The following is a 24,248-nucleotide window of genomic DNA, read 5'->3' on the forward strand; positions in this document are numbered from 1 at the left end:
ATGCAAAAAATCACAGTGATAGGCGCAGGCTCTTGGGGTTGTTCATTGGCCATGCACTTAGCACGCGAGCACGCAGGCATTCATCTTTGGGATATCGACACCTCGCTTTTAGAAAACATGCAAAAAACCCGTGAAAACACGCGTTATTTGCCAGGCCTTAGCCTGCCCGAAGCCTTGATTATCGAAGCGGACTTAAGTGCCGCACTTAAGCAAACGGACTTGGTGCTTATTGTGGTGCCTAGTCATGTGTTTGCTAAAGCGCTCGCATCAATCAAGCCGCACATTGCATCGCACACACCCGTGATCTGGGCGAGCAAAGGCATAGCGCCTGATAGCCTTAAGTTGCTACATGAAGTTGCGCACGAACTGCTGGGCGCGCGAGCGATGGCAGCCCTTTCGGGCCCCTCTTTTGCGCGAGAGGTCGCCGAAGGTTTGCCCACGATTCTAGACATGGCTTCAAACGGTACAGCGCTGAGTGAAACATTACACAGCCTATTCGATCACGGCAAGCTACGCCTACACGACAACCCCGATTTCATCAGTGTGCAATTAGGCGGCGCCATGAAAAACGTGGTGGCCATTGCCGTGGGCATGGCAGATGGCTTAGGCATGGGCACGAATGCGAAATGCGCACTCATGACCATCGGCCTGCAAGATGAAATGCGCATGGCTAAAGCACTAGGTGCAGACTCTGGCCAGGATTTAATGAGCTTTTCGGGTGTGGGCGATCTCATCCTCACCTGCACGGATAATCAATCACGTAATCGCCGGTTTGGTAAATTACTCGGTGAAGGTCAAACGCAAGCAGATGCCTTGGCCGAAATCAATCAAACCGTGGAAGGCTTGGACAATTGCCCATTGATGCTAAAACTCGCCGAAAAACACGGCGTAGAGCTTAAAGTGACACACGGTTTGCAACGTGTTTTATCGGGCGAATCGGCCCCAGATCAAGCGATACAAGCAATGCTCGGTTTTATTTAACCGCGTGCATCACTGAAATCATTTCCATCGCGCAATCAGCTGCATCACGCCCTTTATGACCGTGACTGCCGCCCACGCGCTCTTCGGCTTGTTTTTTGTTTTCCGTAGTCAGTACACCAAAAATGACCGGTAGGCCTGTTTCCAACATAACTTCTTGGCAACCGGCCGAGACTTGCTCGCACACGTAATCATAATGACTGGTTTCACCACGAATCACGGCACCCAAAGCAATGACAGCCGCATAATGCTTAGTTTGAGCGAGTTTTTTGGCCGCCAGCGGAATCTCCACGCAACCCGGCACATACAATACCGTAATGTCTTCAGTGCCCAAGCCCAACTCACGCAAGCGATCCACCGCGCCTTTTAATAGCTCATCGGTAATCGGTGAATTAAAACGGCTAACGACAATGGCCACAGGCGCCTTCTCTACACGGGTGACTTTGATGACTTGCATGGGGTTTAACCTCGTCGTTTATAGCTTTGGCAGCCGGTTTCTTTAATGAATCGGGTCATGATCATAGCAAGCCCTTGGCAGATCGGCAACGCCAAAAAGGCCCAGCGATAGGCCACAAGCTCACCCGTGCTCGCATGCAATAAGCCATCGAGCAAACGCCCCACAAAGGGCTGAAATACCGTACCACTGAGCATGACGAGCATATTCGTAAAGCCCACGACCACACCCGAAGCCCAGTCGGGGTGATATTCGCGATTAATCGCAAAACACAAAATCATGCTGCTAGAGGCAAAGCCGAAGATAAATAATAACGCGCCCAGGAGAAAGTCATTAAAAACAGGCAAATAAATCACGCAAGCCAAGCTCACGAGCGCCACAAGCGCGCCATAAAACAGCTGGGGCTTGCGCTTGTTCAGCCTACCGGATAGCCAACCGTGCAAAGGCGCACCAACACCAATGCCCACAAACACAAACGACGATAAAAACGCGGCTTCAGGCTTGTCGAGCTGATACGCCACCGTTAAGTACGGCACACTCCAAAGCTCTGTAAACGCCGCAATGGGCGCGACGATTAAGCCACCGAATAAGGCTACCACCCAAGACTGCCGGCAACCCGCCACACGTCTCAAGCCGACCAATAATTGATGCCGTTTTCGACATTGCTTTTGATTCGGGCAGCCAAACACACGCGGGCCGTCTTTGACAAGCAGTGCAATCAACAATGAAATAAATAATCCTACAATACCGATATACAACATGCTATCGCGCCAGCCCCAATGCTTGACCAGCTCAGCCAAAGGCCCCTCACCGATCAAGGCGCCAATGACGCCGAGCAGATTCGTTAAACCCGCGACAATCGCAAACTGACGATTCGAAAACCAAAGGCTTGCAAGCTTCAAACAGCCCACAAAGGAAAATGCAGAACCCGCGCCCATGAGCAATCGGCCAATAATCAGTAAATCCGCATGTTGGGCGATCGAGAAAAGATAACACCCCAACGCCACCATGACAGCGGCGACCACCAGCAAACGCTTGGTGCCATAACGATCGAGCAAAATACCGACAGGAATTTGCAAAATCGCATAGGCCCAATAATACACGCCCGATAAATAGCCGATCATGAGATGATCCAAACCCAAATCGTACCCGAGGTTGGACACCATCACCGAGGGTGAAATACGGATAAAAAATTCGTAAGCGTAAAAGCTCGCTGAAACGATCCAAATCAGCCAAGCCTGGTAAACCAGCAGTTTTTTCATTCAGCGCCTATCGTGATTAATGACGGACATGGTACCGATATTTTGCTATTTAATAAAGCGCGAAGGCTTGCTCATGACACGCCAAAGCTGCTCCACTAGGCAGAGGGCGCGCTGGGCTGAATTTAATTAGCCTTAAAAGATAATATCCTGTAAACTCGACGTCATTAATAATGATAAAAGATATGATATGAGTGCTCCCTTCCTTGGCTTATCCGCCTTGATCCTTGAGGCTATTGCTGAAAAAGGGTACGACACACCCTCACCTATTCAATCGCAAGCCATTCCCCCTATATTAGCAGGCCGAGATGTCATGGCGGCTGCCCAAACAGGGACAGGTAAAACTGCTGCTTTTGTTCTTCCCATGTTAGAAAATCTTTCCAAAGGGGCTGCTGTGAAGCCAAACCAAGCGCGAGCACTTGTGCTAACGCCTACTCGTGAGCTAGCCGCGCAAGTTGCCGAAAGTGTGGCAACCTACGGAAAAAATCTTCCTTTACGCTCAACCGTAGTTTATGGTGGAGTCAAAATTAATCCACAAATGATGCGGCTTCGAAAAGGCGCGGATATTCTAGTGGCGACGCCTGGCCGCTTACTTGATCTTTACAATCAAAACGCAGTGAGATTTGCGTCGCTTGAAATTTTAGTATTAGATGAAGCCGATCGAATGTTAGATATGGGGTTTATTCATGATATTCGAAAAATAATTAGCCTACTCCCTAAGCAGCGCCAAAATTTAATGTTTTCCGCTACTTTTTCGAAAAAAATTCGGGCACTTGCCAGCACTATTGTGAATAATCCCATTGAAATTTCTGTAAGCCCACAAGTCACGACCGCTGAAACGGTTGAGCAATGGATTTGCCCTGTCGATAAAAGTCGAAAACCCGCGCTATTGATGCAAATCATTAGCGAAAACCATTGGAGTCAAGTGTTAGTTTTTACTCGGACTAAGCACGGTGCAAACCGGCTAACTCGTTATTTAGACGAGCATGGTATTCAAGCATTAGCTATTCATGGTAATAAAAGCCAAGGAGCGCGAACCAAAGCGTTGGCACATTTCAAAAGCGGCTCTATTCGAGTGTTAGTTGCAACAGACATTGCTGCTCGTGGACTAGATATTAATCATTTGCCTCACGTGGTGAATTTTGATTTACCAACTGTGCCAGAGGATTACGTTCATCGAATTGGCCGCACTGGCCGAGCCGGAAAAACCGGGCAAGCTATTTCGCTCGTGAGCGCGGATGAAGCCAAACAACTGTTTGATATCGAACGCTTGATTAAACAGCCTTTGACACGTAAATTGATTGATGATTTTAAACCAGCCCAAAATGTTCCAGAATCAGGAGCAACAGCGGCGCCAGTAAAGCCTAAGAAACCGAAAGCATGGAATCACAATAAACCGCGAACTGAGAATAACACTCACCGATTCAAACCACGAAATAAAAGCACGAGAAAAGACTGATTTGTGTAAAAAATAATAGGCCCCCCAAAGTCTCGGCAGGAGCGAAAAACAAAGCGGTCAAAGTTTAACCCGAGCTCGACAGATGTCAAACCAAACCTTTAAGATAACAGCACCCTTGTGCTCACGCTAGCTTATCGTTAGAATCAACGCAGTTTATCACGACTCAAAAAGGGTAAAACATGCAGTCATCTCGTTATTTAAAGACCATCGCCGCAGTACTACTCGGTTTATCCACCAGCTTTGCCTTGGCTGACAACGGGCCCGTACCCAGCACTGACACAGCGCCACAAAGTGCCGCGCAACCGATGCTTGTGCCTTCACCACCGAATGTGCCGGCCAAAGCTTATGTGTTGATGGATGTGGACAGCGGCAAAATTATCGCTGAGAAAAACATGGATGAGCGCCGCGCACCCGCAAGCTTAACCAAATTGATGACCTTGTATTTAACGTCACGCGCCTTGCATGCCGGCGTGATCAAAACCAGCGACAAAGTCTTGATCAGTAAAAAAGCCTGGCAAACCGGTGGCTCACGTATGTTTGTTAAAGTGAACTCTCAAGTACCCGTCGACATGCTGACACAAGGCATCATCGTGGATTCAGGTAACGATGCGACCATGGCCTTGGCGCAGTTTGTGGGTGGCTCGATTCCAAGTTTTGTGCAGATGATGAACCAACAAGCACAAGCCTTAGGCATGAAAAACACGCATTACACGGACCCCACCGGCCTTCCTGCGCCCAAACATTATTCCAGCGCGCACGATTTAGGTATTTTAGCGCGTGCGATTTGGCTAGAGTTTCCAGAATACCACGCTTGGTACGGCGAAAAATGGCTCACGTATAACAACATTCGCCAACCGAACCGTAACCGCTTATTGTGGCGCTACCCGTATGCCAAAGGCATGAAAACAGGTCACACCGATGAGGCCGGTTATTGTTTGATTGCTGAAGCGGATAAGAACGGCATGCGTTTAATTTCTGTGGTCATGGGCGCACCAACAGATGAAGATCGCTCTTCAGACAGCATTCGTTTACTCGAGTACGGCTTTCGTTTTTACAACACGCACTTGTTGTACCAAGGCGGCAGCGTTGTGGCCACACCACGCATTTGGTTTGGTGATAAGTCGTCTATCCCAGCCGGCGTATTGGATAGTTTTTACGTGACGATGCCGCACGGCCAATTCCAAAAAGCAAAAGTGAACGTGCAAATGGACACCAACATCCATGCTCCAATCGCTAAAGGCCAACAATTGGGTACGGTCACTGTGAGCGTCGACGGTAACGTGGTTGAAACACGTCCTTTGGTTGCCTTAGAGGCTGACTCAAAAGGCGGCTGGTGGCGCTACTCAACCGATGCTGTAGGCTATAAATTCCACCAATGGTTTGGCTCTAAAGATGAGACAGTGAAAGTGGCCAAACCGGCAGACACGCCAGCGCCTGCTGCTCAAACACAACCTGCGCCAACCGCAGCCGATGCAAGCACAAACCAAGCTGACGCCAGTATAGCAACGGGGCAAAACGGCAACCCACCTGCACCTAGCATTGCGAATGCGGGTAAAAAGTAGCAAGCTGGAACCGTCTTTGCGAGGAGCGGAGCGACGTGGCAATCTCCACGTTACTTAACAAGATTGCCGCGCTCACTGGCGTTCGCTCGCAATGACATTAGCGGTGTCCGGGTTGTCTTTAGGAGGCCGACGCTCACCGCATTAAACACGAAATATTAAGCACCCGATGAACAAAACACCCGAAGACATCTACGAATTCCCTTGCACCATGCCGTTTAAAATCATCGCGCATCGCAAAGATGATATCGAAGCCATTATTCGTGAGATTTTAGACACACAGGGCTTTGACTCGAAAACCTTGGAAGTCAGCATCCGCCCCAGTAAAACCAATAAATACTGGGCAATCACCATGCCACTCACCTTTGAATCCAAAGAACAGCTCGATGCACTGCACAAAGCCCTCAACGATCACGAACACGTGATCATGACCTTGTAGACCTCGACAAACGTTTGAAAATCAGGTGATAATAACACTCAATTTTCAAGTGACAACGCCATGAGGACGAGCGATGCATTCAGTTTACGAAACCTTTACACACTGGCTGTTCCAACATGTTTATTGGGCTGCGTTTTTCACTTTTCTGATTGCGTTTTTAGAATCACTCATCATCATCGGCACTATCATCCCAGGCTCCATTACTATGACCGCTGTCGGTATCATGATGGGTGCAGGTGTTATCAATATTCCGCTTTCGCTGTGTTTGGCCATTGCCGGCGCGTTTATCGGCGATGGCTTAAGCTATTTTATCGGTTATCGTTTTCGCGACACACTCCCCAGCAAATGGCCCTTTCGATTAGTCCCCAAGCTGATTCAAAAAGGTAAAGCCTACTTCGCTGAGCACGGCGGTAAAAGCGTGTTTATCGGGCGCTTTGTCGGCGCGATTCGTGCGATGGTGCCCGTCGTGGCCGGCATGATGCACATGAAACCCTGGCATTATTTTCCTATCAGCTTTTGCTCGGCCATTTTGTGGGCCATCGTGTATTTGATCCCAGGTTTTTTAATCGGTTTTGCCTCAGAAGCCTTACCGCCAGGGCTTGCCACACACGTTATTTTATACGTTTTAGGCTTCTTGGTGCTGATCTGGTTGATCTATTGGGCGATCAAAGAGTTCAGTATTCTGTTTGGCCGTATGATCGATAAATTTCTCGATCGCTGCTGGAATAAGCTCTATTTCAATCGCCGCTGGCATTGGCTCACGCGCCTCATTCAAAATGCACAAGACCCAGGTCATCATGGTCAATTTGTGATGACCGTCATGTTTATCGTTTCCGCAGCTTTATTTATTACACTCTCAGTTCAAGTCATTTTTCAACACGGCCTCACGAGCCTAAACGCGCCGATTTTGCATATCATGCGCGGTTTGCGTGATGTGGGCGTGCAAAAGTTCATGATTTTCATCTCTATTTTAGGCGATGAACAAACACTGCTGCCCGCCATACTTTTCACCAGTATTGTTTTGTGGTTTAAGCGTTATCGCCACGCAGCTATTCATTTATTCATGGTCACCTTTATCGGCTGTCTCATCGCTTGGCTAATGAAAGAAGGCATTCCCAGTGCGCGACCGTCTGGCATTGCTTTTATCAAAGCCACGGGCTCATACCCTAGCGGACACACCGTTTTAGCGGTTTTGTGTTTTGGCTATGTTGCCTGGCTCGTGGGTCATAGTCGCCCGAGCTTTAAAAAAGTGAGTTACTGGATTGCGAGCGCGATGATCGCACTCCTCTTTCTTTCGCGATTGTACCTGTGTGATCATTGGTTCACCGATGTGATCGGCAGCTTATTTTTAGGATTAACGGTCGTCTTCGGCGGTATCATTTCCTACAAGCGCTTTCAAGGGCGAAACTTCACACCCAAAACCTTGCTATTGCCGTTTCTATTGTTCTTCGCACTTTTTGCTGCGATCAATATGATCCGAAATTTCCACAGCCTCTATCGCCACACTCAGCTTGTCTGGCAAGACAGTCAACTATCTCAAACACAGTGGTGGAAAACACGCACCATTATCATCGGTCGATACAGTAAAACCGCGCTCAATCGTAATGAAGATTTTTTAAACCTTCAGTGGGCCGGCAAACTGGATACGATTATTAGGGATTTACATGCTCACAACTGGGTCGTGTTTGTTCGCAAGAAAACCTTAGAAAACCAAAACACACCGCATCAATTACTGCAATTTGACCTAATGCCCAATCTGTATGAGTCGCGACTACCGAGCTCAGTGTTGGTTAACAATCATATGCAACCCTCGCTCGTTTTGCGGCTTTGGAAAAGCGATGTCACGCTAAGCCCGAGCAACACACCGCTTTGGGTGGGGTCTATAACCTATAATGAACGCCCAAAACATATCCTGCAAAAAAACAAAGCGGCTGATATGCAAGATATGCTTAAAGGCTTGTTGCCCTCTCTGGAAAGCGATTACCGCTGGAAAATCATTAATAACTCGCTCCTTATCATTGAGCCTAAAAACCTGGATACACCAACATGATTGATGCCTTAATACATATTTTAGTTTTCGTCGTTGAAGTCGTCGTACTGGCGCTGGCCATCGTGTTTGTCTTGGCCTCGATTATTGGCTTGAGTGCCAAAGCCAAAGCACAAAACAAAGTGAGCGTAAAAAACCTCAATGAACACTTTAATGAGCTTGCTCAAACAGTATTGAGCGAAGCAGACAAGCCCGCGAAAAAACAACACAAAAAAGCGGCCAAAAAAGCCAAGAAAAACCCGCCTAAACACACACTGTTCGTTGTTGATTTCTCAGGCGACATTCGTGCCAGCCAATCGACCGCACTGCGCCAAGAAATCTCCACCGTATTGCTGGCCGCTAAAAAAGGCGACGAAGTGTTTATCCGGCTTGAAAGCCCAGGCGGCTTGGTCAACGCCTACGGTTTTGCCGCCTCACAATTGCAACGCGTGAAAGACGCCGGCCTTAAACTCACCGTCGCCGTCGATCAAGTGGCTGCTAGCGGCGGGTATATGATGGCGTGCGTGGCCGACCGCATTATCGCCGCCCCCTTCGCGATCATCGGGTCGATTGGTGTGATTTTACAAATGCCAAACTTTAACAAATGGCTAAAAAAACACGATATCGATTTCGAGCAACTTTCCGCCGGCGAATACAAACGCACCCTCACCTTGCTGGGTGAAAACACGACGGAAAAACGCGAAAAAATGCAGCACGATATCGATGCAACACACGATTTATTCAAACAGCATGTCGCTGATCATCGCCCGAACCTGGACATTAGCAAAGTCGCCACCGGTGAATACTGGTACGGCAAGCGTGCCCTAGAACTTGGCCTAGTCGATGAGCTTAAAACCAGCGATGATTTTTTACTCGCAGCACGACAACATTGGCAACTGCGCCTAGTGAAACTGCACAGCAAACGTGGTTTCATGCAGCGCTTACGACAAGGCGCTGAAACCTTGCTTGCCACACAACAGACCGCGCCCTAATGCCTGTTGATATCCAGCACAATGTCTGCCTAAAAGCACTCAATACCTTGGCAATGCCGGTCAAAGCCAAAAGTTTTGTCGCACCTAGAAACCTCGATGAACTTAAAGAAATTATCCAACACGAAACGGGCCCGTTTTTTATTCTCGGCGGTGGCAGCAATTGTTTATTCGCCCACGATATTGATGCGTTAGTCATACATCCACAAATTTTCGATATGCGTGTACTGGAAGAAACGCCCCAGGAAGTGTTAGTCGAGTTTGGCGCCGGTGTTCCTTGGCACGAAGCGGTGACCTACTGTGTGAAAGAGCAATTTTACGGCATTGAAAATCTGGCACTTATTCCAGGCCTCGTGGGCGCTGCGCCCATACAAAATATTGGTGCTTATGGTGTGGAACTGTGCGATGTGTTTCACTCACTCGACGCAATGGACATAAAAACCGGCGAGCTTGTGCAATTTAATCGAGACGCTTGTCATTTTGGCTATCGCGACAGCGTGTTTAAACACGAAGCAAAAGGTTTGTACTGTATTACTGCGGTCAGACTGTGTTTGTCTAAAACACCCGCCTTAAAAACACGCTATCGCACATTGGATGAGTATTTACAAACACACCATATTATCAACCCCACAATCGATGATGTCTTTTGTGCAGTCATGAACATTCGCCAAAGCAAACTGCCCGACCCGAAAAAACTGGCCAATGCCGGCAGTTTTTTTAAAAACCCCATCGTCACGCGCGAAGTGTATGAAACACTGAAAGAACATGCCCAACATTTACCGCAATTTTCAGTTGATCAACAGCGGGTAAAAATCCCGGCTGCTTGGCTCATTGAACAATGTGGTTTCAAAGGGTATCGCTTGGGCGACGCTGGCGTACACACCGAGCAGGCCCTGGTCATTGTCAATCACGGCCAGGCTAGCGCCAAAGATATTTTAGCGCTGTCCAAACTCATTCAAACTCAGGTGTATGAGCGTTTCGGTCTTCATCTTGAACCTGAGGTTAATATACCTAACCTAGAAACGGCACCAGGCGTCTGATCATCTGTCATTTTCTTAAGGTTTATTTAAGCTTTTCACCGTAAAATAGGCATCATAGTTATTTAAATGAGATGGAGATTATCATGCCAAAAGTCAACGTAGCCGCCGCCGACCTAGCCGACCTCCTCGGCGTAGCCGGGCGCCGCGATGCAGAGCTTCGTCGCGTTTTTAAAGAGCAGATCTTACGTCGCCAACAGAAATTAGAGTTGCCGCACCTCTCCAGGAACGCTAGTTTACTAACGCTTAAGACAGAAATTGCCCAAGGGCTAGTTCCCCTCACAAACCTTGTAAAAAAAGCTATTGATCCAAGAGAAGAAGTTAAAGTTAAAACTAACACTGACGAATGGTTTAGCCTGATGGTTTTTTTGTCTTGGTTAAACGAGCATCTAGGGGCTTTTAAAGCTTTAGTGCGATCGTCCACACCCGAACCCGACCCTGAGACCTTGTTGCAACTATTTCGCCTTCTTGAACAACTAAACGAGCTTCATGAAAAATCAAGCTCCTGGGAAGAAGGCAAGAGGGCAACGGGGATAAAACAGCTCACGGATGGCACACGCATGCAGATTCGAGGTATCCAAGGCGACCTGCTTAAGCTTGTTGACTGTCTGGCATTCGATATCTTCTTGAGTAATAATCAGCACCGAAGAGAACAGGCACAACAGGCACCCCACAGTACGCTAACCGTCATGCAGGACGCCTATGGAAGAGAACCAGCAACGCTAACCGTCCTGCAGGACGCCTATGGAAGACAAAAAGCAAGGGTAGGGACCCTGCGGCTAGCCCTGATAAGCCTCTCTGAGCAATATTACGCTCAATCACTAACGGATCAAGCAAGAGCACTTTTCGCTTCCCACCTAAGAAAATGCTTAGGCACACTGTCTTCACTAAGCAATCTATACAAAAGCCTAGACTGGCTGTTAAGAAATGAAGTACCGTTTAAGCAAGAGGAGATAAAGACGTTCCTGGTGCCTGAAAGTGTGCTCATTCAATCGCTTATACTTCTGCTAGACCCAGTGAGAGCCGCTCTGGAAGCAGCCAGGTCTGCTGCTCCACCGGCGGCAGCCGCTCAACCGCCTTCTTCGGCCGCTGCTATTTGCAACGACGCGCCGCCGCCAGCACGGATGCCAATAGCAGGGACACTCTTTCGTGTCAATCATCAACATGCAGTGCCACCAGAGACTCCTCCTCCCCACCCAAAATGAGCCTGAGTTCATGAAGGGCTGTTGACGGAGCGGGCGAAAGCCATGTTGGCCAGCACAAGCCTGCCTTGTGCTGGCGATTAAAATTCGCTAGAATTGCGCAAATTTAAAACAAGGCGAGCAGCATGAGCACCAAAAAAGTCTTCATCAAAACTTACGGTTGTGCGATGAACGAGTACGACTCCAACCGCATGCTCGATGTGTTGGCCGATCAAGCCAACACGGTGGAAACCAAAACCATTGAAGATGCCGATATCATTTTGTTAAACACCTGCTCGATTCGTGAAAAAGCGCAAGAGAAAGTGTTCTCAGAGCTGGGTCGTATTCGAAAGCTTAAAGAAAAAAAACCTGATTTAAAAATTGGTGTGGGCGGTTGCGTGGCGAGCCAAGAAGGCAAACTTATCGCCCGGCGCGCGCCGTATGTGGATGTGGTTTTTGGCCCACAAACGATTCACCGCTTACCTGAGCTTGTTAAGCAGGCAGAAACCTCAAAAAAAGTCGTGGTTGATATTTCTTTTCCGGAAATTGAAAAATTCGATAAATTACCCGAGCCTTCAGTGAAAGGCGTAAGCGCCATGGTCTCCATCATGGAAGGCTGCAATAAATACTGTACGTTTTGTGTGGTGCCTTACACACGCGGCGAAGAAATTAGCCGCCCGTTTAACGATGTGCTTCGCGAGTGCATCGGCTTAGCCGAAAAAGGTGTGCGCGAAATCACATTTTTAGGCCAAAACGTGAATGATTACCAAGGCAAAATGGCGGATGGTGAAGTCGCAGACCTGGCTTTATTGATTCATACCGCGGCTGCGATTGACGGCATCGATCGCATTCGCTTTACCACCTCTCACCCGAACGCATTTTCTGAAAATTTGATCGACGCTTATGCTGAAGTACCTCAGCTCGCCAACCAACTGCATTTACCCGTGCAATCAGGCTCCGACCGTATCTTGGCTGCCATGAAGCGTAACCACACGATTTTGGAGTATAAATCTAAGCTGCGTAAATTACGTAAAGTACGCCCAGATATTTATATTAGCTCGGATTTTATCGTGGGTTTTCCCGGTGAAACAGAAGCTGACTTTGAAAAAACCCTGGATTTAGTGCGCGAGATTGGTTTTGATTTTTCATTCAGCTTTATTTATTCACCACGCCCCGGCACACCCGCGGCCAGCTTGCCGGATAACACGCCCTTAGACGTTAAAAAAGAACGCTTAGCACGCTTGCAAGCACTGCTCACTGAAAACACGCAAAAATATTCGCGCGCCATGGTCGGTACCGTGCAAAAAGTGCTGGTTACCGGGGCAGCTAAAAAACACGAAGGTCAGCTCACGGGCCGCACGGAAAATAACCGCATTGTGAACTTTGAAGGCAACCCACGCTTGGTGAATACTTTTGTCGATATCCACATCACACAAGCGCAACCGAACTCTTTGCGCGGAGAAATTGTCACGCAGGGAGAATAGGATGACGATCGGTCTGATCATCGGCGCCACACCAGAAGAAACGAAGCGGCGTGAAAAGCAAATCCATCAGTGGCGAGAGGCTTTAAACGCGCAGCTTGCACCGGGCGAGTTACAAGTCTGGCCCAACATCGACCAATCCACCATTGAATACTTGATCCTTTGGAATCACCCTATCGGCATGCTCAAGCAGTGTCCCCGCTTAAAGGCTGTGACCTCGCTCGGCGCAGGCGTGAACCATATCCTGGCCGATGAGTCACTACCCCGTGATTTACCCGTTGCACGTGTTACAGACACGGTGCTCTCACGTGATATGACACACTATGTGATTCAGGCTGTGCTTAACCAAAGCCGCATGCTGGATCGTTTTCGTGAAGGCCAAACGCGTAAAGAATGGCGACAAACACCGCCCTTTACACTGAACGATGAGCTCACTGTGGGCATCATGGGCTTGGGCGAAATTGGTCAGCACATTGCTCGCGCCTTGCAGTCGATTAATATACCCGTGATTGGCTGGAGTCGTAGACTGAAGACCCTGGAAAGTATGCCCTGTTTTGACGAAGCCGGCCTGGATGAATTTTTAGCTAACAGCCATATTTTAGTGTGTATTTTACCGCTGACGCCTGCAACAGAAGGCATTTTAAACCTTGAGCTCATGCAAAAACTGCCCAAAGGTGCTTACATCATCAACATCGCGCGTGGGCAGCACTTGGTGGAAGCCGATTTAATCACTGCTTGCGACAACGACCAGCTCTCTGGTGCCAAACTCGATGTGTTTCACACTGAGCCACTCCCGCAGGACCACCCCTTTTGGACACACCCCAAGATCGAGATCACCCCGCATAATGCAGGCGTCTCGCTGCCCGCCAACGTCGCCCCGTTTTTGCTTGAGAACTACCGCAGAGTACAACGAGGCGAAACCCTGCTCAATCAAGTTGAAATCACGCAGGGTTACTGACTATAGAGACAACCTGCTTTTAAGCCGCTGCTGCTGATGATGATGGAGCAGCTTGCCTTTGCGCCTCTTGCATCTCTTCAATCGCATCAAACAATGCTGCCGCCGTTTTGACGAGAACCGCATAACCTTTGATCTTGGATTCGTGCTGAATCTTTCCTAGCGTGGTTTTGACTTCAGTAAAATCAGGCTGCTGATGGCCTAGATTGCTTGCCGCAGAAAGGGCATCCCCAAGCATGCGCTCTTTTGTCTGGGCAAAATGTAAGGTATGCCTTTTTCCAGCCTTTTCAAAACGTGACTGAGATCGAACGTGCGCAGCAAAAAAACGGTCTTTCGCTGCTTGAAGGCGATTTTCTATGTTACTACTACTTAAGGAAAATGTGCTATCTGAAGCAGCGCTACTTAATAAAGGCTGAGTCTCTCCTGATCGCTGATGCGATTTAAGCATATCGCGCTTGATATTTGGATGAGACTGAAGAAGATCCATAACAGCGCTTTGGCTTTGTGCTTTACTAATCCCTCGGTTTAAATCTGACAAAAAAGGCGCCATGCGGCTCGTTTCGAGACCCCCTTTCATTTCATCTGATCCAGGCGTTGGTGGCTCTGGCGCATCCTGCGGGACAGCGCCATTGCCTAAGCAGAGCATGGGAATAATAATGACAAAAAAGAATATACCGAGAGTGCTATAGCCAGCATAGTGTCGTTTAGCAATCCGCCTATTAATGATGTCGTGAGCGAGATTTTTTAATTCTGATAACTCTAGCTGTTCAAGGCTTGTGTTGATGAAGGCGATAGGATCTTTTTTTCTAGACATGGAGTTAACCTCTCTTTTTCTGCTTCTGCACATTCCAACATTGGTCAAAAAAAAGTCAACCAAAAGCCTCGTTTTTTCGATTGATTTTTGCACATCATTTAGAATGCCTGGAGTTGGCAATTAAAAACATGACGCCTAGCCATCGCTTGCGAGCTAGACCGTTTAATGCCACAATCAGGCCAGAAACCTTACGGAGCCAGGCCCTCGTTGAACAATCTGCTACTTGACCACGCGTTTAAACTCAAACCCCACGATAATCAACGCCTGTCTGCCCTCTGCGGCCCTGCTGAAGAAAACATCAACTTCATCGAAAAGCACCTAGGGGTCACCATAAACCACCGAGGCCACCGCTTTAATATACAGGGTGATGATCGCCAGGCCATCGAGCAAGCCGCTCACGTGCTGGAAGCTCTCTACGCCGAAACTGAAAACGGTGAAGATATCGTCAAAGAGTCCATCCACCTCGCGCTCAAAGAAGACCCTGCCACACCGGCAGAAAAGGACATCACTTTACGCACCGAACGCGGGCTAATTCGTGCACGCACACCGACCCAAAAAGCTTATTTAGAACGTATTTTTGACCATGCGATTAATTTTGGCATTGGCCCTGCCGGCACGGGTAAAACCTTTCTGGCCGTGGCTTGCGCGGTCGACGCCCTTCAAAAGCACTTGGTTCAGCGCTTGATTTTAGTGCGCCCCGCCGTTGAGGCCGGTGAAAAGCTCGGGTTCTTACCCGGTGACTTAAGCCAGAAGGTCGATCCTTACTTGCGGCCCATTTACGATGCGCTTTATGAACTCTTGGGCTTTGAAAATGTCGGCAAACTCATTGCGAACAATGTGATAGAAATCGCCCCGCTCGCCTACATGCGTGGTCGCACCTTGAATGATGCCTTTATTATTTTGGATGAAGCACAAAACTCGACGAAAGACCAAATGAAAATGTTTTTAACACGCATTGGCTTTGGATCCAAGGCGGTGATCACCGGCGACGTAACCCAAATTGATCTGGCCAAAAACCAGCCGTCTGGCCTGACTCACGTGATGCATATTTTACCGGGTGTAAACAATGTGAGCTTTACCCGGTTTAGTGCGAAAGATGTGGTCCGGCATCCTGTGGTGCAAAGCATTATCCGTGCGTATGAAAAAGATGAACATGAACACCGAGCTTGATTTACAACTCGCAGTTGAAGCAGACACACCTTCAAAGCAAGATTTCCAAACCTGGGTCGATTTAGCCAACGAGCAAAAACAGCCGGCCAGTGTGTGTTTGCGTATTTGCTCAAGCAATGAGATTCAAACACTTAACAAAACGTATCGACAAAAAGACAAACCCACGAATGTCTTATCATTCGCTTATACGCTTGAAGGCGACAGCCCAAGCCCTGAAGATGAGCCACCGCATTTGGGTGATATTATTATTTGTGATGATGTCGTGAAACAAGAGGCCTGCAAGCAGCATAAGTCCAAACACGATCATTATGCGCACATGGTGATTCATGGCATGTTGCATTTACAAGGTTATAATCATATTCAAGATGATGAAGCGCGTATCATGGAAGCACGCGAAGTGGATTTATTAAGGAATTTAGGCATCAAAAACCCTTACGAGGAGCACAATGAGTAACACACCATCCAAAGGTTTACTGGAACGGTTTATGGGCATGCTATCAGGCAGTGACGAACCGAAAAACCGCGCAGAGCTGATCGACATTTTAGAAGACGCAGAGAAAAATCGACTGCTCAAGCATGACGCGATGGAAATGATTCGTGGTGCAATCACCGTAGCGGATCGTCGTGTGGAAGATGTGATGATCACCCGCTCGCAAATGGTCACGCTCGAAATGGACAAGCCCTTACCTGAACTTTTGAATGTAATGATTGAAAGCGGTCATTCGCGCTTTCCGGTGATAGGCAAAGATATCGAGGATGTGCGCGGCCTATTGCTCGCTAAAGATGTTTTGCGTTATTTCGTACTGCATGAACACGAAGGCTTTGATTTACACACCCTGCTCCGCCCCGTGGTCACCGTGCCAGAGAGTAAGCGCTTAGACATGGCGCTAAAAGAATTTCGCGCGAATCACACGCACATGGCGTTAGTGGCCGATGAGCATGGTGTGATTTCTGGTTTATTGACGATTGAAGATATTCTCGAACAAATTGTCGGTAATATTGAAGATGAACATGATCTCGAAGACGATGAGCCTGAAAAAATTCGACAAGCGTCAACATCACACTATATCGTTGATGCACTGACAGAAATCGAAGATTTTAACACTTACTTTGATGCCGAACTTCCAACAGATGAGTTCGACACCATCGGCGGCTTGGTCACGCATCGCTTAGGGCATGTGCCTCAAAAAGGTGAACACTGCACCCTCAAAGGCTTAAAGTTTCAAGTGATCAACGCTGATGAACGTCGCGTCTTGCAGCTCAGCCTGCATCATAACCGCGACAGTGAAAACTAAGCTCTAAACGATGATAAAAAAGTTCGCGATCAAAAATCGCTTGCGTGAAGCAAGATTATTTAAGCGTCGCTTATGGGTGGTTGCGATTATTATTGCATTGCTCATTTTAGCTATCATCGTGCGTCTTGTGTATTTGCAAATCGACCAACACCGTTACTACACCACACTCTCGCGCCATAACCAAATTGCACTACGCCCTATCCCACCACGCCGTGGCCTGATCGATGATAGCAACGGCGTATTACTCGCTAAAAATACACCGGTATTCAGCCTCATGGTCAAACGCGATCAGCTCGGCCAGTTCAAGTCGGAACTGGCGATCTTACAAACCTTGATACCCATCTCCGACACCGAACTTAAGCAATACCAAAAAGAAGCCAGGCAACGCCCCCGCTATGAATGGGTGCCCATCAAAGAAAAACTCAGCGAGCAGCAAGTCGCGATATTTTCAGTAAACCGCTATCGCCTGCCCGGTTTTTCCATACAAGCACGGCTAATGCGCGAGTACCCCACCGCCGAGACCTGCGCGAATGTCGTCGGCTATGTCGGGCGAATTAATCCCGATGACCTTTTAAAAATTGACCCTTCCAATTACGCCGCCACCAACTACATTGGCAAGCGAGGCATTGAGCGATACTTTGAATCACAACTGCATGGCAAAGTCGGCTATAAGGAAGTGGAAACGACATCAGACGGCACGACAGTGCGTGACATGGGTAAAGTGCCCGCACAATCTGGTGTGAATCTGACCCTCACGATCGATAGCAGTTTACAAAAAGCGATGATCAAGGATTTTGGCACACTACGAGGCGCAGCGGTCGCCATCAATCCACAAAACGGCAAGGTGCTGGCTTTAGTCAGTAATCCAACCTACGACCCTAACCTCTTTGTGAAAGGTATCAGCGCTAGCGATTATGCAAAACTGCAAAATAATAGCGACAGACCCTTGTATAACCGCGCCATATCGGGTCTTTATGCGCCCGGCTCAACCATCAAGCCTTTTTTTGCGCTGCAAGGTTTAGACACCGGCGCAATCACACCCGAGACAAAGGTCTACGACCGAGGTTGGTTTCGGCTGAAAGGCACCCATCACATTTATCACAACTGGGATCGTGGCGGCTTTGGCTGGGTGAATTTACACGACGCGATTGTCTTATCGGATGATATCTATTTCTACCAGCTTGCTCACACCATGGGCATTAAGAAAATGGAAGACATACTAAGGCAATTTGGGTTTGGTACCAAAACCGGCATTGAGCTAGCTGACGAGGCAAACGGTGTCATACCCTCGCCCCAGTATAAAATGGGCTTAACCGGCCAATCCTGGTACGAAGGTGACACCGTAATCACCGGTATCGGCCAAGGGTATATGCAAGTGACCCCGCTGCAATTGGCAGAAGCCACCGCCACACTCGCCATGCATGGCAAGCGCTTTCAACCACAATTGCTTAAACAGTATCAAATAGCGGGCAATCCTGTGACCGTGGTGACACCTAAACCTTTGCCGCCTGTCACATTAAATAACGCTAAAGATTGGGATATTGTCATTCAAGCGATGCAATCGGTGGTTAGCTCGCCTCGTGGCACCGGCTTTCGCTTCGGCAAAACACCGTATACGGTGGCCGCCAAAACCGGTACGGCACAAGTCTATACGCTCAAAAATGACGAACAAGATAATCGCCTGTTACCCGAGCGCGAGCGCGATAATTCCTTTTTTATCGCTTTCGCACCCGTTGACCACCCGCAAATTGCCCTGGCCGTTGCGGTGGAAAACAACCCCGACGCACCAGTGATCGCACGAAAAATTATGGACTATTATCTGTTAACTCAGCATCATTGGCAGCCACAAGGGTCACACTAATGTCACTTTTCAGCCAATTACAGCGTAAAAAACAAGATAGCGGCACACAGTATCGCACCTGGCTACAAGTGCTGCACATTGATCTTATTTTATTGCTGAGCTTACTCGCGCTAATTTTTTTTGGCTTTTTTGTGCTTTATAGTGCGAGCAATCAAGACTTCTCGATTGTAACTTCGCAATTAGGCCACATTGTGTTTGCCTTGGTTTTATTATTCCTTTTAGCACAAGTACCGCCGCACTTTTATCAACGCCTAGCGCCGATTTTATACGGGATTAGCGTATTTTCTTTGTTACTGGTATTACTTATCGGCCATGAAAGTTTAGGTGCCAAACGTTGGCTAGGCTTTGGTTTTTTTCGATTCCAACCGTCGGATTTAATTTTATTGTCCTTGCCCATGATGCTGGCTTGGTTTTTTTCCTACCGCCCCTTACCGCCCAATTTAAAAGAAGTCTTGGTCAGCCTCGTCATCATCATGGTGCCTGTATTGCTGACGGCCAAAGAGCCTGACCTGGGTTCCGCGATTTTAATTTTAAGCACGGGCTGCATATTACTCTTGCTCGCCGGCATAAGTTGGCGCTGGGTCTTTGTCGCTTTGATTTTAGCGCTGATTGCGGCGCCCGTGCTGTGGCATGGCATGCATGTGTATCAAAAAGAGCGGGTGCTGACATTTTTAAACCCTGAGCGCGACCCATTAGGTGCAGGCTATCACATTATTCAATCGAAAATTGCCATTGGCTCGGGTGGTTTCTTGGGCAAAGGTTGGCTTAATGGCACGCAATCGCACCTGCACTTTTTACCCGAGCACGCCACCGACTTTATCTTTGCCGTGTGCGCTGAAGAATTTGGCTTAATTGGCTGCTTATTTTTACTATTGCTTTACAGCATTATCATTGCTCGCTGTTTAATCATTACCTTAAATGCTCAAGACACCTTTTCCAGGCTTTTAGCCGGCAGCTTAGCCGGGTTGTTTTTTCTTTCGATGTTTATCAACATCGGCATGGTCAGTGGTATACTGCCCGTGGTGGGGTTGCCGTTACCCATGATTAGTTACGGCGGCACCTCGATGTTAACCCTGATGGCAAGCTTCGGTATTTTGATGTCGATACAAAGCCACCGTAAATTATTGTCGCAGTAAGCCGTGATGCTCCAGAAACTTAAACAGCTCATCACCTGCTTCATCGGGCTAAGCATGGCAACCGCTTTATTCGCCAGCACCCAGCAAGAAACCGATAAACAACACTTCATTAATTACATGGTCAGGCATTATCACGTTTCACGCCCCATGGTGACTCGCGCCATTGAGCAAGCTCAATACCGCGCCAGCGTTTTGCAAAAAATGCGTCAGCCCTTCGAAAGTAAGCCTTGGTACGAATATCAAAAAGCCCTGATCTCGCCAACACGCGTCACACAAGGCGTGGCATTCTGGAAGAAAAACATCGACACACTGCAGTTTATGTTCAACCAGTTTCATGTGCCGTCTAAGGTTATCGTGGGCATTTTAGGCATTGAAACACGTTATGGCATGAATCAAGGCAGCTACAAAGTCATCAATGCCCTAGTCACTTTAAGCTTTTACTACCCTGCCCGCACGAAGTTCTTCCAGACACAGCTGGCTGAATTTATTTTGTATTGCGAAAAAAACCACATCAAAACAGACTCGGTCTTAGGCTCCTATGCCGGTGCGATTGGCCAAGCGCAGTTTATGCCAACGAGTATTTCAGCCTACGCTGTTAGCGCGAAAAAAACAGGCGATATCGATTTATCTCACAACGTCGGCGATGTGATTGCCTCTGTGTCTAACTTTTTATCCAAGCAAGGCTGGCGCCCCGACCAAGCCATCGCCACATTGGCGAGATTTAAAGATACCAAAGCACTCGCGTATGTCAAAAAACACGATGCCCACAAGCGACTAAGCTTATTAGCCTGGGAAAAATTGGGGGTGTACCCTAAAGTGCCGCTACACATGAAAGACAAAGCGATTAAAGCGCGCTTGATGGCTATGCCTTTAAAAAAGGGAACAGAATACTGGCTCACGTTTTACAATTTTGATGTTATCAAGCATTACAATCCTAGTAATAATTATGCGCTCGCCGTTGTATTACTCGGCACAGCGATACAAGATCAACTCTTAAAAGAAGGCTACATAAAAACATGAAATGGGTTTTACTCCTTTTATCATTGACCCTGTGTGCCTGCAGCCAAGCGAAAGATGGCGCACCCAGTGGCACCGTGGATCTAAGCCAAGTGCATAACGCCAAACCTCGTATTCTTAAACGCACAAGCTATGGCAACCCTAAGTCATACACCGTGCTCGGCAAAACCTACTACGTCTTAAAATCACCTTATGGTTATCACGCTGTGGGTTACGCGTCTTGGTATGGCACCAAATTTAATGGCAAACTCACCTCATCCGGCGAGCGATACGATATGTACAAAATGACGGCTGCGAATAAAGTGCTGCCCGTACCATGCTACGTGAAAGTTACCAATATCGCCGCACATAAAACCATCATTGTTAAAGTCAATGACCGCGGGCCATTTCATGAAGATCGCATCATTGATTTATCCTACGTGGCAGCCTTAAAGCTAGGTATTGTAGGTCACGGCACAGCCATGGTCTCTGTAAGCGCGATTGACCCGCGCGAGAATGTAGCCAATCAAGGTTTGAAAACCTTATACGTGCAGGCGGGCTCTTTTGCCGACAGCGCAAATGCTAAGCGCTTAAGCCTGAGATTGCAAAAATTGACGCATCAGCACACCGATATTGTACCGATCACGCTCAATGGAAAACGCTACAACCGCGTGTACCTCGGTCCACTTGACACGCTTGAGCAAGCGCTTACCATTGAGCGACAATTGAAATCGATAGGCATTAAGCACCCTGTCACACTCACACACCTGTAAAAGGATAAACATGAGCGCGCTACAAACCACCATCGAGCAAGCCTTTGAAAACCGTCACGCTATATCGCCGCACACTGCAGACAACAAAACCAAACAAGCCGTAAAATCTGTCATCGATCTTTTGAATCACGGCAAGCTGCGCGTGGCCGAAAACATCGACGGCCAATGGCATTGCCATGAGTGGGTGAAAAAAGCTGTCTTGTTATCGTTTAGGCTATTTGACAACCACGTCATCGAACAAGGCTTTAGCCAGGCCTTTGACAAAGTGCCGTCAAAATACAGTGACTACACGGCTCATCAATTTGAAGAAGACAAAACCCGTGTTGTGCCGCCAGCCGCTATTCGACACGGTAGCTTTATTGGTAAAAACACCGTGATCATGCCTTCATTCGTAAACATTGGCGCCTACATTGACGAAGGTTGCCTAATTGACACCTGGGCCACCGTCGGCTCTTGTGCACAAATCGGTAAAAACGTGCATTTGTCTGGCGGGGTGGGTATTGGCGGTGTATTAGAGCCTTTACAAGCCACGCCCACCATCATTGAAGACGATTGTTTTATCGGTGCGCGCTCTGAAATTGTTGAAGGCGTGATTATCGAAAAAGGCTCAGTGATCAGCATGGGGGTTTTCATCGGTCAAAGCACTAAAATTTATGATCGCATTAACGATACAGTGCTCTACGGTCGTGTGCCTGCAGGTAGCGTGGTCGTGCCCGGCACACTACCCGGCCATAATGGTAAATACCAACTGCAATGTGCCGTGATTGTAAAACGCGTGGATGAACAAACACGAAAAAAAACCAGCATCAATGACTTACTACGAGGCGACTAATGTTTATTTTGTACGGGATTAAACATTGCGACACAGTAAAAAAAGCACTCGCATTTTTACAAGAGCACGAATGTGAATGTCGTTTTCACGATGTGCGTGCTGACGGCATTGACGAAGCGCTCATCAACACCTGGTTGCATTTTGTGAGCTGGGAAACTTTAGTGAATACGAAATCAAAAACCTGGCAAGGACTGTCGACCTCTGAAAAACAAGGCTTAAACGAACAAAGAGCCGTGCATTTAATTTGCCAGCACCCGACGTTACTCAAACGCCCCGTGTTGAACACCGGCAAAAACGTGCTAGTGGGATTTGATTCATCATTGTATTTTAAGGCTATCGATGAGAACCGTTAAGGCTTTAACACACGCATTGATCGCTTGCGAGTCTGTGACACCCGATGACGCAGGTTGCCATACCCTGATTGAAAAGGAACTCGCGCTGGCAGGTTTTCGCTGCGAGCACCTTGATCACGCTAGCGTTAAAAACCTCTGGGCCACACACGGTAACGGCGCCCCCTATTTTGTGTTTGCCGGGCATAGCGACGTAGTACCACCGGGCGATTTAGACTTGTGGCACACACCCCCGTTTGAACCCACAGAAAAAGATGGCCTGCTTTATGGCCGTGGTGCCTGCGATATGAAAGCTGCCTTAGCGGCCATGGTGTGCGCCGCACGGGATTATGCAAAGGCGAACCCCAATCATCCTGGCACGATTGCGCTTCTGATCACGAGTGACGAAGAAGGCCCTGCCGAGCACGGCACGCGCCATGCCGTGGAAATATTGCAATCACGTGGCATTCAGTTTGATTGCTGCATTATTGGTGAACCCAGCTCATCTGAGCGACTGGCCGACACGATCAAAATCGGTCGACGCGGTTCTTTGCATGCTGACATTCAGCTTATTGGGCAAAGTGGGCACGTCGCCTACCCTGAGACCGTGAATAACCCGGCTCATCTTGCGGCAGGCTTTATTCAAGCTTTGTGCAATGAACGCTGGGACAATAAAACACTCGAGGCTTTTCCTGCAACGAGTTTACAAATCACCTCACTGGCATCACACAGTAGTGCGGGTAATACCACACCCGAAACAGCACACATACACATCAATTGGCGCTATTCGCCCGCCACCTCAAGCGGCGCCATTGCCGCTCGTGTGGAAGCGATTGCAGACTCGCTTAATCTATATATCAAAACCGAATGGAAAACATCAGCTGAGCCCTTTATGACAACGCGGGAAAGTGATTTTATTTCGCAAGTGCAAAACGCTTGCGAACAACACACTGGCTATCACCCTGTGCTTTCCACCAGCGGCGGCACCTCTGACGGACGATTTATTCGCGCAATATGTAGCAACCTTGTAGAGCTTGGCATGGTTAATAAAACGATCCATCAAATTAATGAGCATATTCCCGAAAAAGACATTGAGGTTTTGAAAGCCATTTATTTCACGATATTGCTCAATGTCTCACGGTTGTCCCATTAAAAATATTTTGCTCAACTTAACCACAAACGTTCAGTTTTGAGGCGAGGTTGGGCGGAAATTTGATGAGAAAAC

At 48.1% G+C, this 24,248-nt stretch carries 23 protein-coding genes; 20 read left to right on the plus strand and 3 right to left on the minus strand.

Annotated elements, in window-relative coordinates; all coding sequences use genetic code 11:
* Positions 1-981 (plus strand): glycerol-3-phosphate dehydrogenase, encoded by a 981-nt coding sequence (locus COV52_06610; GenBank protein PIR10910.1) that lies wholly within the window; start codon positions 1-3, stop codon positions 979-981.
* Here the strand turns inward: COV52_06610 and COV52_06615 are convergent.
* Positions 974-1,435 carry a 6,7-dimethyl-8-ribityllumazine synthase gene (locus COV52_06615; protein PIR10911.1) on the minus strand — a complete coding sequence of 154 codons (462 nt, stop codon included), beginning with the start codon at positions 1,433-1,435 and terminating at the stop codon, positions 974-976. The genes COV52_06610 and COV52_06615 overlap by 8 nt on opposite strands.
* A 5-nt stretch (positions 1,436-1,440) precedes the next feature.
* A complete protein-coding gene (locus tag COV52_06620) occupies positions 1,441-2,694 on the minus strand; it encodes an MFS transporter (protein PIR10912.1) in 1,254 nt (417 codons plus the stop codon).
* A gap of 187 nt (positions 2,695-2,881) precedes the next feature.
* On the opposite strand from COV52_06620, the gene COV52_06625 reads away from it, so the two are divergent.
* The 9 genes from COV52_06625 to COV52_06665 all read left to right on the plus strand — a co-directional run bounded on the left by COV52_06625 (position 2,882) and on the right by COV52_06665 (position 13,820).
* Positions 2,882-4,150 (plus strand): ATP-dependent RNA helicase, encoded by a 1,269-nt coding sequence (locus COV52_06625; protein ID PIR10913.1) that lies wholly within the window; start codon positions 2,882-2,884, stop codon positions 4,148-4,150.
* A 179-nt stretch (positions 4,151-4,329) separates the two neighbouring features.
* On the plus strand, positions 4,330-5,712 hold the full coding sequence (locus COV52_06630) for a serine-type D-Ala-D-Ala carboxypeptidase (protein ID PIR10914.1): 1,383 nt from the start codon (positions 4,330-4,332) through the stop codon (positions 5,710-5,712).
* A gap of 166 nt (positions 5,713-5,878) precedes the next feature.
* Entirely contained in the window at positions 5,879-6,148 is a 270-nt protein-coding gene (locus COV52_06635) for a hypothetical protein (protein ID PIR10915.1), read from the plus strand.
* 73 nt (positions 6,149-6,221) lie between these two features.
* Positions 6,222-8,198, plus strand: coding sequence for a hypothetical protein (locus COV52_06640; GenBank protein ID PIR10916.1), 1,977 nt, complete (start codon positions 6,222-6,224; stop codon positions 8,196-8,198).
* Positions 8,195-9,166, plus strand: coding sequence for a protease SohB (locus COV52_06645; GenBank protein PIR10917.1), 972 nt, complete (start codon positions 8,195-8,197; stop codon positions 9,164-9,166). Before COV52_06640 ends, COV52_06645 begins: the two co-directional genes overlap by 4 nt.
* Entirely contained in the window at positions 9,166-10,203 is a 1,038-nt protein-coding gene (locus COV52_06650; GenBank protein PIR10918.1) for a UDP-N-acetylenolpyruvoylglucosamine reductase, read from the plus strand. Before COV52_06645 ends, COV52_06650 begins: the two co-directional genes overlap by 1 nt.
* 83 nt (positions 10,204-10,286) lie before the next feature.
* Entirely contained in the window at positions 10,287-11,405 is a 1,119-nt protein-coding gene (locus COV52_06655; GenBank protein ID PIR10919.1) for a hypothetical protein, read from the plus strand.
* A 122-nt stretch (positions 11,406-11,527) separates the two neighbouring features.
* Positions 11,528-12,865 (plus strand): tRNA (N6-isopentenyl adenosine(37)-C2)-methylthiotransferase MiaB, encoded by a 1,338-nt coding sequence (locus COV52_06660; GenBank protein ID PIR10920.1) that lies wholly within the window; start codon positions 11,528-11,530, stop codon positions 12,863-12,865.
* Position 12,866: 1 nt separating this feature from the next.
* Positions 12,867-13,820 carry a glyoxylate/hydroxypyruvate reductase A gene (locus COV52_06665; protein PIR10921.1) on the plus strand — a complete coding sequence of 318 codons (954 nt, stop codon included), beginning with the start codon at positions 12,867-12,869 and terminating at the stop codon, positions 13,818-13,820.
* Positions 13,821-13,839: 19 nt separating this feature from the next.
* Here COV52_06665 and COV52_06670 read toward each other — a convergent pair whose 3' ends face one another.
* Positions 13,840-14,631: a hypothetical protein gene (locus COV52_06670; GenBank protein ID PIR10922.1), complete on the minus strand. Its 792-nt coding sequence runs from the start codon at positions 14,629-14,631 to the stop codon at positions 13,840-13,842.
* 165 nt (positions 14,632-14,796) lie between these two features.
* Between COV52_06670 and COV52_06675 the strand changes: the two genes are divergently transcribed.
* The 10 genes from COV52_06675 to COV52_06720 are packed head-to-tail and all read left to right on the plus strand — an operon-like array spanning position 14,797 to position 24,176.
* Entirely contained in the window at positions 14,797-15,801 is a 1,005-nt protein-coding gene (locus COV52_06675; protein PIR10923.1) for a hypothetical protein, read from the plus strand.
* Positions 15,785-16,255 carry an rRNA maturation RNase YbeY gene (locus tag COV52_06680; protein ID PIR10924.1) on the plus strand — a complete coding sequence of 157 codons (471 nt, stop codon included), beginning with the start codon at positions 15,785-15,787 and terminating at the stop codon, positions 16,253-16,255. The genes COV52_06675 and COV52_06680 overlap by 17 nt, the downstream gene beginning before the upstream one ends.
* On the plus strand, positions 16,248-17,096 hold the full coding sequence (locus COV52_06685; protein ID PIR10925.1) for a magnesium/cobalt efflux protein: 849 nt from the start codon (positions 16,248-16,250) through the stop codon (positions 17,094-17,096). The genes COV52_06680 and COV52_06685 overlap by 8 nt, the downstream gene beginning before the upstream one ends.
* A gap of 10 nt (positions 17,097-17,106) precedes the next feature.
* Entirely contained in the window at positions 17,107-18,957 is a 1,851-nt protein-coding gene (gene mrdA, locus COV52_06690; GenBank protein ID PIR10926.1) for a penicillin-binding protein 2, read from the plus strand.
* The gene (locus COV52_06695; GenBank protein ID PIR10927.1) at positions 18,957-20,093 is read left to right on the plus strand and encodes a rod shape-determining protein RodA; all 1,137 of its coding nucleotides are present in this window, start codon (positions 18,957-18,959) and stop codon (positions 20,091-20,093) included. Before mrdA ends, COV52_06695 begins: the two co-directional genes overlap by 1 nt.
* Positions 20,094-20,099: 6 nt before the next feature.
* The gene (gene mltB / locus COV52_06700; protein PIR10928.1) at positions 20,100-21,113 is read left to right on the plus strand and encodes a lytic murein transglycosylase B; all 1,014 of its coding nucleotides are present in this window, start codon (positions 20,100-20,102) and stop codon (positions 21,111-21,113) included.
* On the plus strand, positions 21,110-21,862 hold the full coding sequence (locus COV52_06705; protein ID PIR10929.1) for a septal ring lytic transglycosylase RlpA family lipoprotein: 753 nt from the start codon (positions 21,110-21,112) through the stop codon (positions 21,860-21,862). The genes mltB and COV52_06705 overlap by 4 nt, the downstream gene beginning before the upstream one ends.
* A gap of 10 nt (positions 21,863-21,872) precedes the next feature.
* Positions 21,873-22,694 carry a 2,3,4,5-tetrahydropyridine-2,6-dicarboxylate N-succinyltransferase gene (gene dapD, locus COV52_06710; GenBank protein ID PIR10930.1) on the plus strand — a complete coding sequence of 274 codons (822 nt, stop codon included), beginning with the start codon at positions 21,873-21,875 and terminating at the stop codon, positions 22,692-22,694.
* Positions 22,694-23,047 (plus strand): arsenate reductase, encoded by a 354-nt coding sequence (locus COV52_06715; GenBank protein PIR10931.1) that lies wholly within the window; start codon positions 22,694-22,696, stop codon positions 23,045-23,047. The genes dapD and COV52_06715 overlap by 1 nt, the downstream gene beginning before the upstream one ends.
* Entirely contained in the window at positions 23,034-24,176 is a 1,143-nt protein-coding gene (locus tag COV52_06720; GenBank protein PIR10932.1) for a succinyl-diaminopimelate desuccinylase, read from the plus strand. Before COV52_06715 ends, COV52_06720 begins: the two co-directional genes overlap by 14 nt.
* Positions 24,177-24,248 lie beyond the last annotated feature (72 nt).

This window comes from Gammaproteobacteria bacterium CG11_big_fil_rev_8_21_14_0_20_46_22 (genome assembly GCA_002796245.1).
Lineage (GTDB): Bacteria > Pseudomonadota > Gammaproteobacteria > UBA12402 > UBA12402 > 1-14-0-20-46-22.

What these genes read in the sequence shown, in the direction of transcription:
- COV52_06715 (PIR10931.1), top strand. Translation starts at nt 22,694, where the DNA reads ATGTTTATTTTGTACGGGATTAAACATTGCGACACAGTAAAAAAAGCA.
- COV52_06705 (PIR10929.1), top strand. Translation starts at nt 21,110, where the DNA reads ATGAAATGGGTTTTACTCCTTTTATCATTGACCCTGTGTGCCTGCAGC.
- COV52_06695 (PIR10927.1), top strand. Translation starts at nt 18,957, where the DNA reads ATGTCACTTTTCAGCCAATTACAGCGTAAAAAACAAGATAGCGGCACA.
- COV52_06625 (PIR10913.1), top strand. Translation starts at nt 2,882, where the DNA reads ATGAGTGCTCCCTTCCTTGGCTTATCCGCCTTGATCCTTGAGGCTATT.
- COV52_06640 (PIR10916.1), top strand. Translation starts at nt 6,222, where the DNA reads ATGCATTCAGTTTACGAAACCTTTACACACTGGCTGTTCCAACATGTT.
- mrdA (PIR10926.1), top strand. Translation starts at nt 17,107, where the DNA reads ATGATAAAAAAGTTCGCGATCAAAAATCGCTTGCGTGAAGCAAGATTA.
- COV52_06610 (PIR10910.1), top strand. Translation starts at nt 1, where the DNA reads ATGCAAAAAATCACAGTGATAGGCGCAGGCTCTTGGGGTTGTTCATTG.
- COV52_06650 (PIR10918.1), top strand. Translation starts at nt 9,166, where the DNA reads ATGCCTGTTGATATCCAGCACAATGTCTGCCTAAAAGCACTCAATACC.
- COV52_06620 (PIR10912.1), bottom strand. Translation starts at nt 2,694, where the DNA reads ATGAAAAAACTGCTGGTTTACCAGGCTTGGCTGATTTGGATCGTTTCA.
- COV52_06720 (PIR10932.1), top strand. Translation starts at nt 23,034, where the DNA reads ATGAGAACCGTTAAGGCTTTAACACACGCATTGATCGCTTGCGAGTCT.
- COV52_06635 (PIR10915.1), top strand. Translation starts at nt 5,879, where the DNA reads ATGAACAAAACACCCGAAGACATCTACGAATTCCCTTGCACCATGCCG.
- COV52_06675 (PIR10923.1), top strand. Translation starts at nt 14,797, where the DNA reads ATGCCACAATCAGGCCAGAAACCTTACGGAGCCAGGCCCTCGTTGAAC.
- COV52_06645 (PIR10917.1), top strand. Translation starts at nt 8,195, where the DNA reads ATGATTGATGCCTTAATACATATTTTAGTTTTCGTCGTTGAAGTCGTC.
- COV52_06660 (PIR10920.1), top strand. Translation starts at nt 11,528, where the DNA reads ATGAGCACCAAAAAAGTCTTCATCAAAACTTACGGTTGTGCGATGAAC.
- dapD (PIR10930.1), top strand. Translation starts at nt 21,873, where the DNA reads ATGAGCGCGCTACAAACCACCATCGAGCAAGCCTTTGAAAACCGTCAC.
- COV52_06655 (PIR10919.1), top strand. Translation starts at nt 10,287, where the DNA reads ATGCCAAAAGTCAACGTAGCCGCCGCCGACCTAGCCGACCTCCTCGGC.
- COV52_06665 (PIR10921.1), top strand. Translation starts at nt 12,867, where the DNA reads ATGACGATCGGTCTGATCATCGGCGCCACACCAGAAGAAACGAAGCGG.
- mltB (PIR10928.1), top strand. Translation starts at nt 20,100, where the DNA reads ATGCTCCAGAAACTTAAACAGCTCATCACCTGCTTCATCGGGCTAAGC.
- COV52_06670 (PIR10922.1), bottom strand. Translation starts at nt 14,631, where the DNA reads ATGTCTAGAAAAAAAGATCCTATCGCCTTCATCAACACAAGCCTTGAA.
- COV52_06630 (PIR10914.1), top strand. Translation starts at nt 4,330, where the DNA reads ATGCAGTCATCTCGTTATTTAAAGACCATCGCCGCAGTACTACTCGGT.
- COV52_06685 (PIR10925.1), top strand. Translation starts at nt 16,248, where the DNA reads ATGAGTAACACACCATCCAAAGGTTTACTGGAACGGTTTATGGGCATG.
- COV52_06680 (PIR10924.1), top strand. Translation starts at nt 15,785, where the DNA reads ATGAACACCGAGCTTGATTTACAACTCGCAGTTGAAGCAGACACACCT.
- COV52_06615 (PIR10911.1), bottom strand. Translation starts at nt 1,435, where the DNA reads ATGCAAGTCATCAAAGTCACCCGTGTAGAGAAGGCGCCTGTGGCCATT.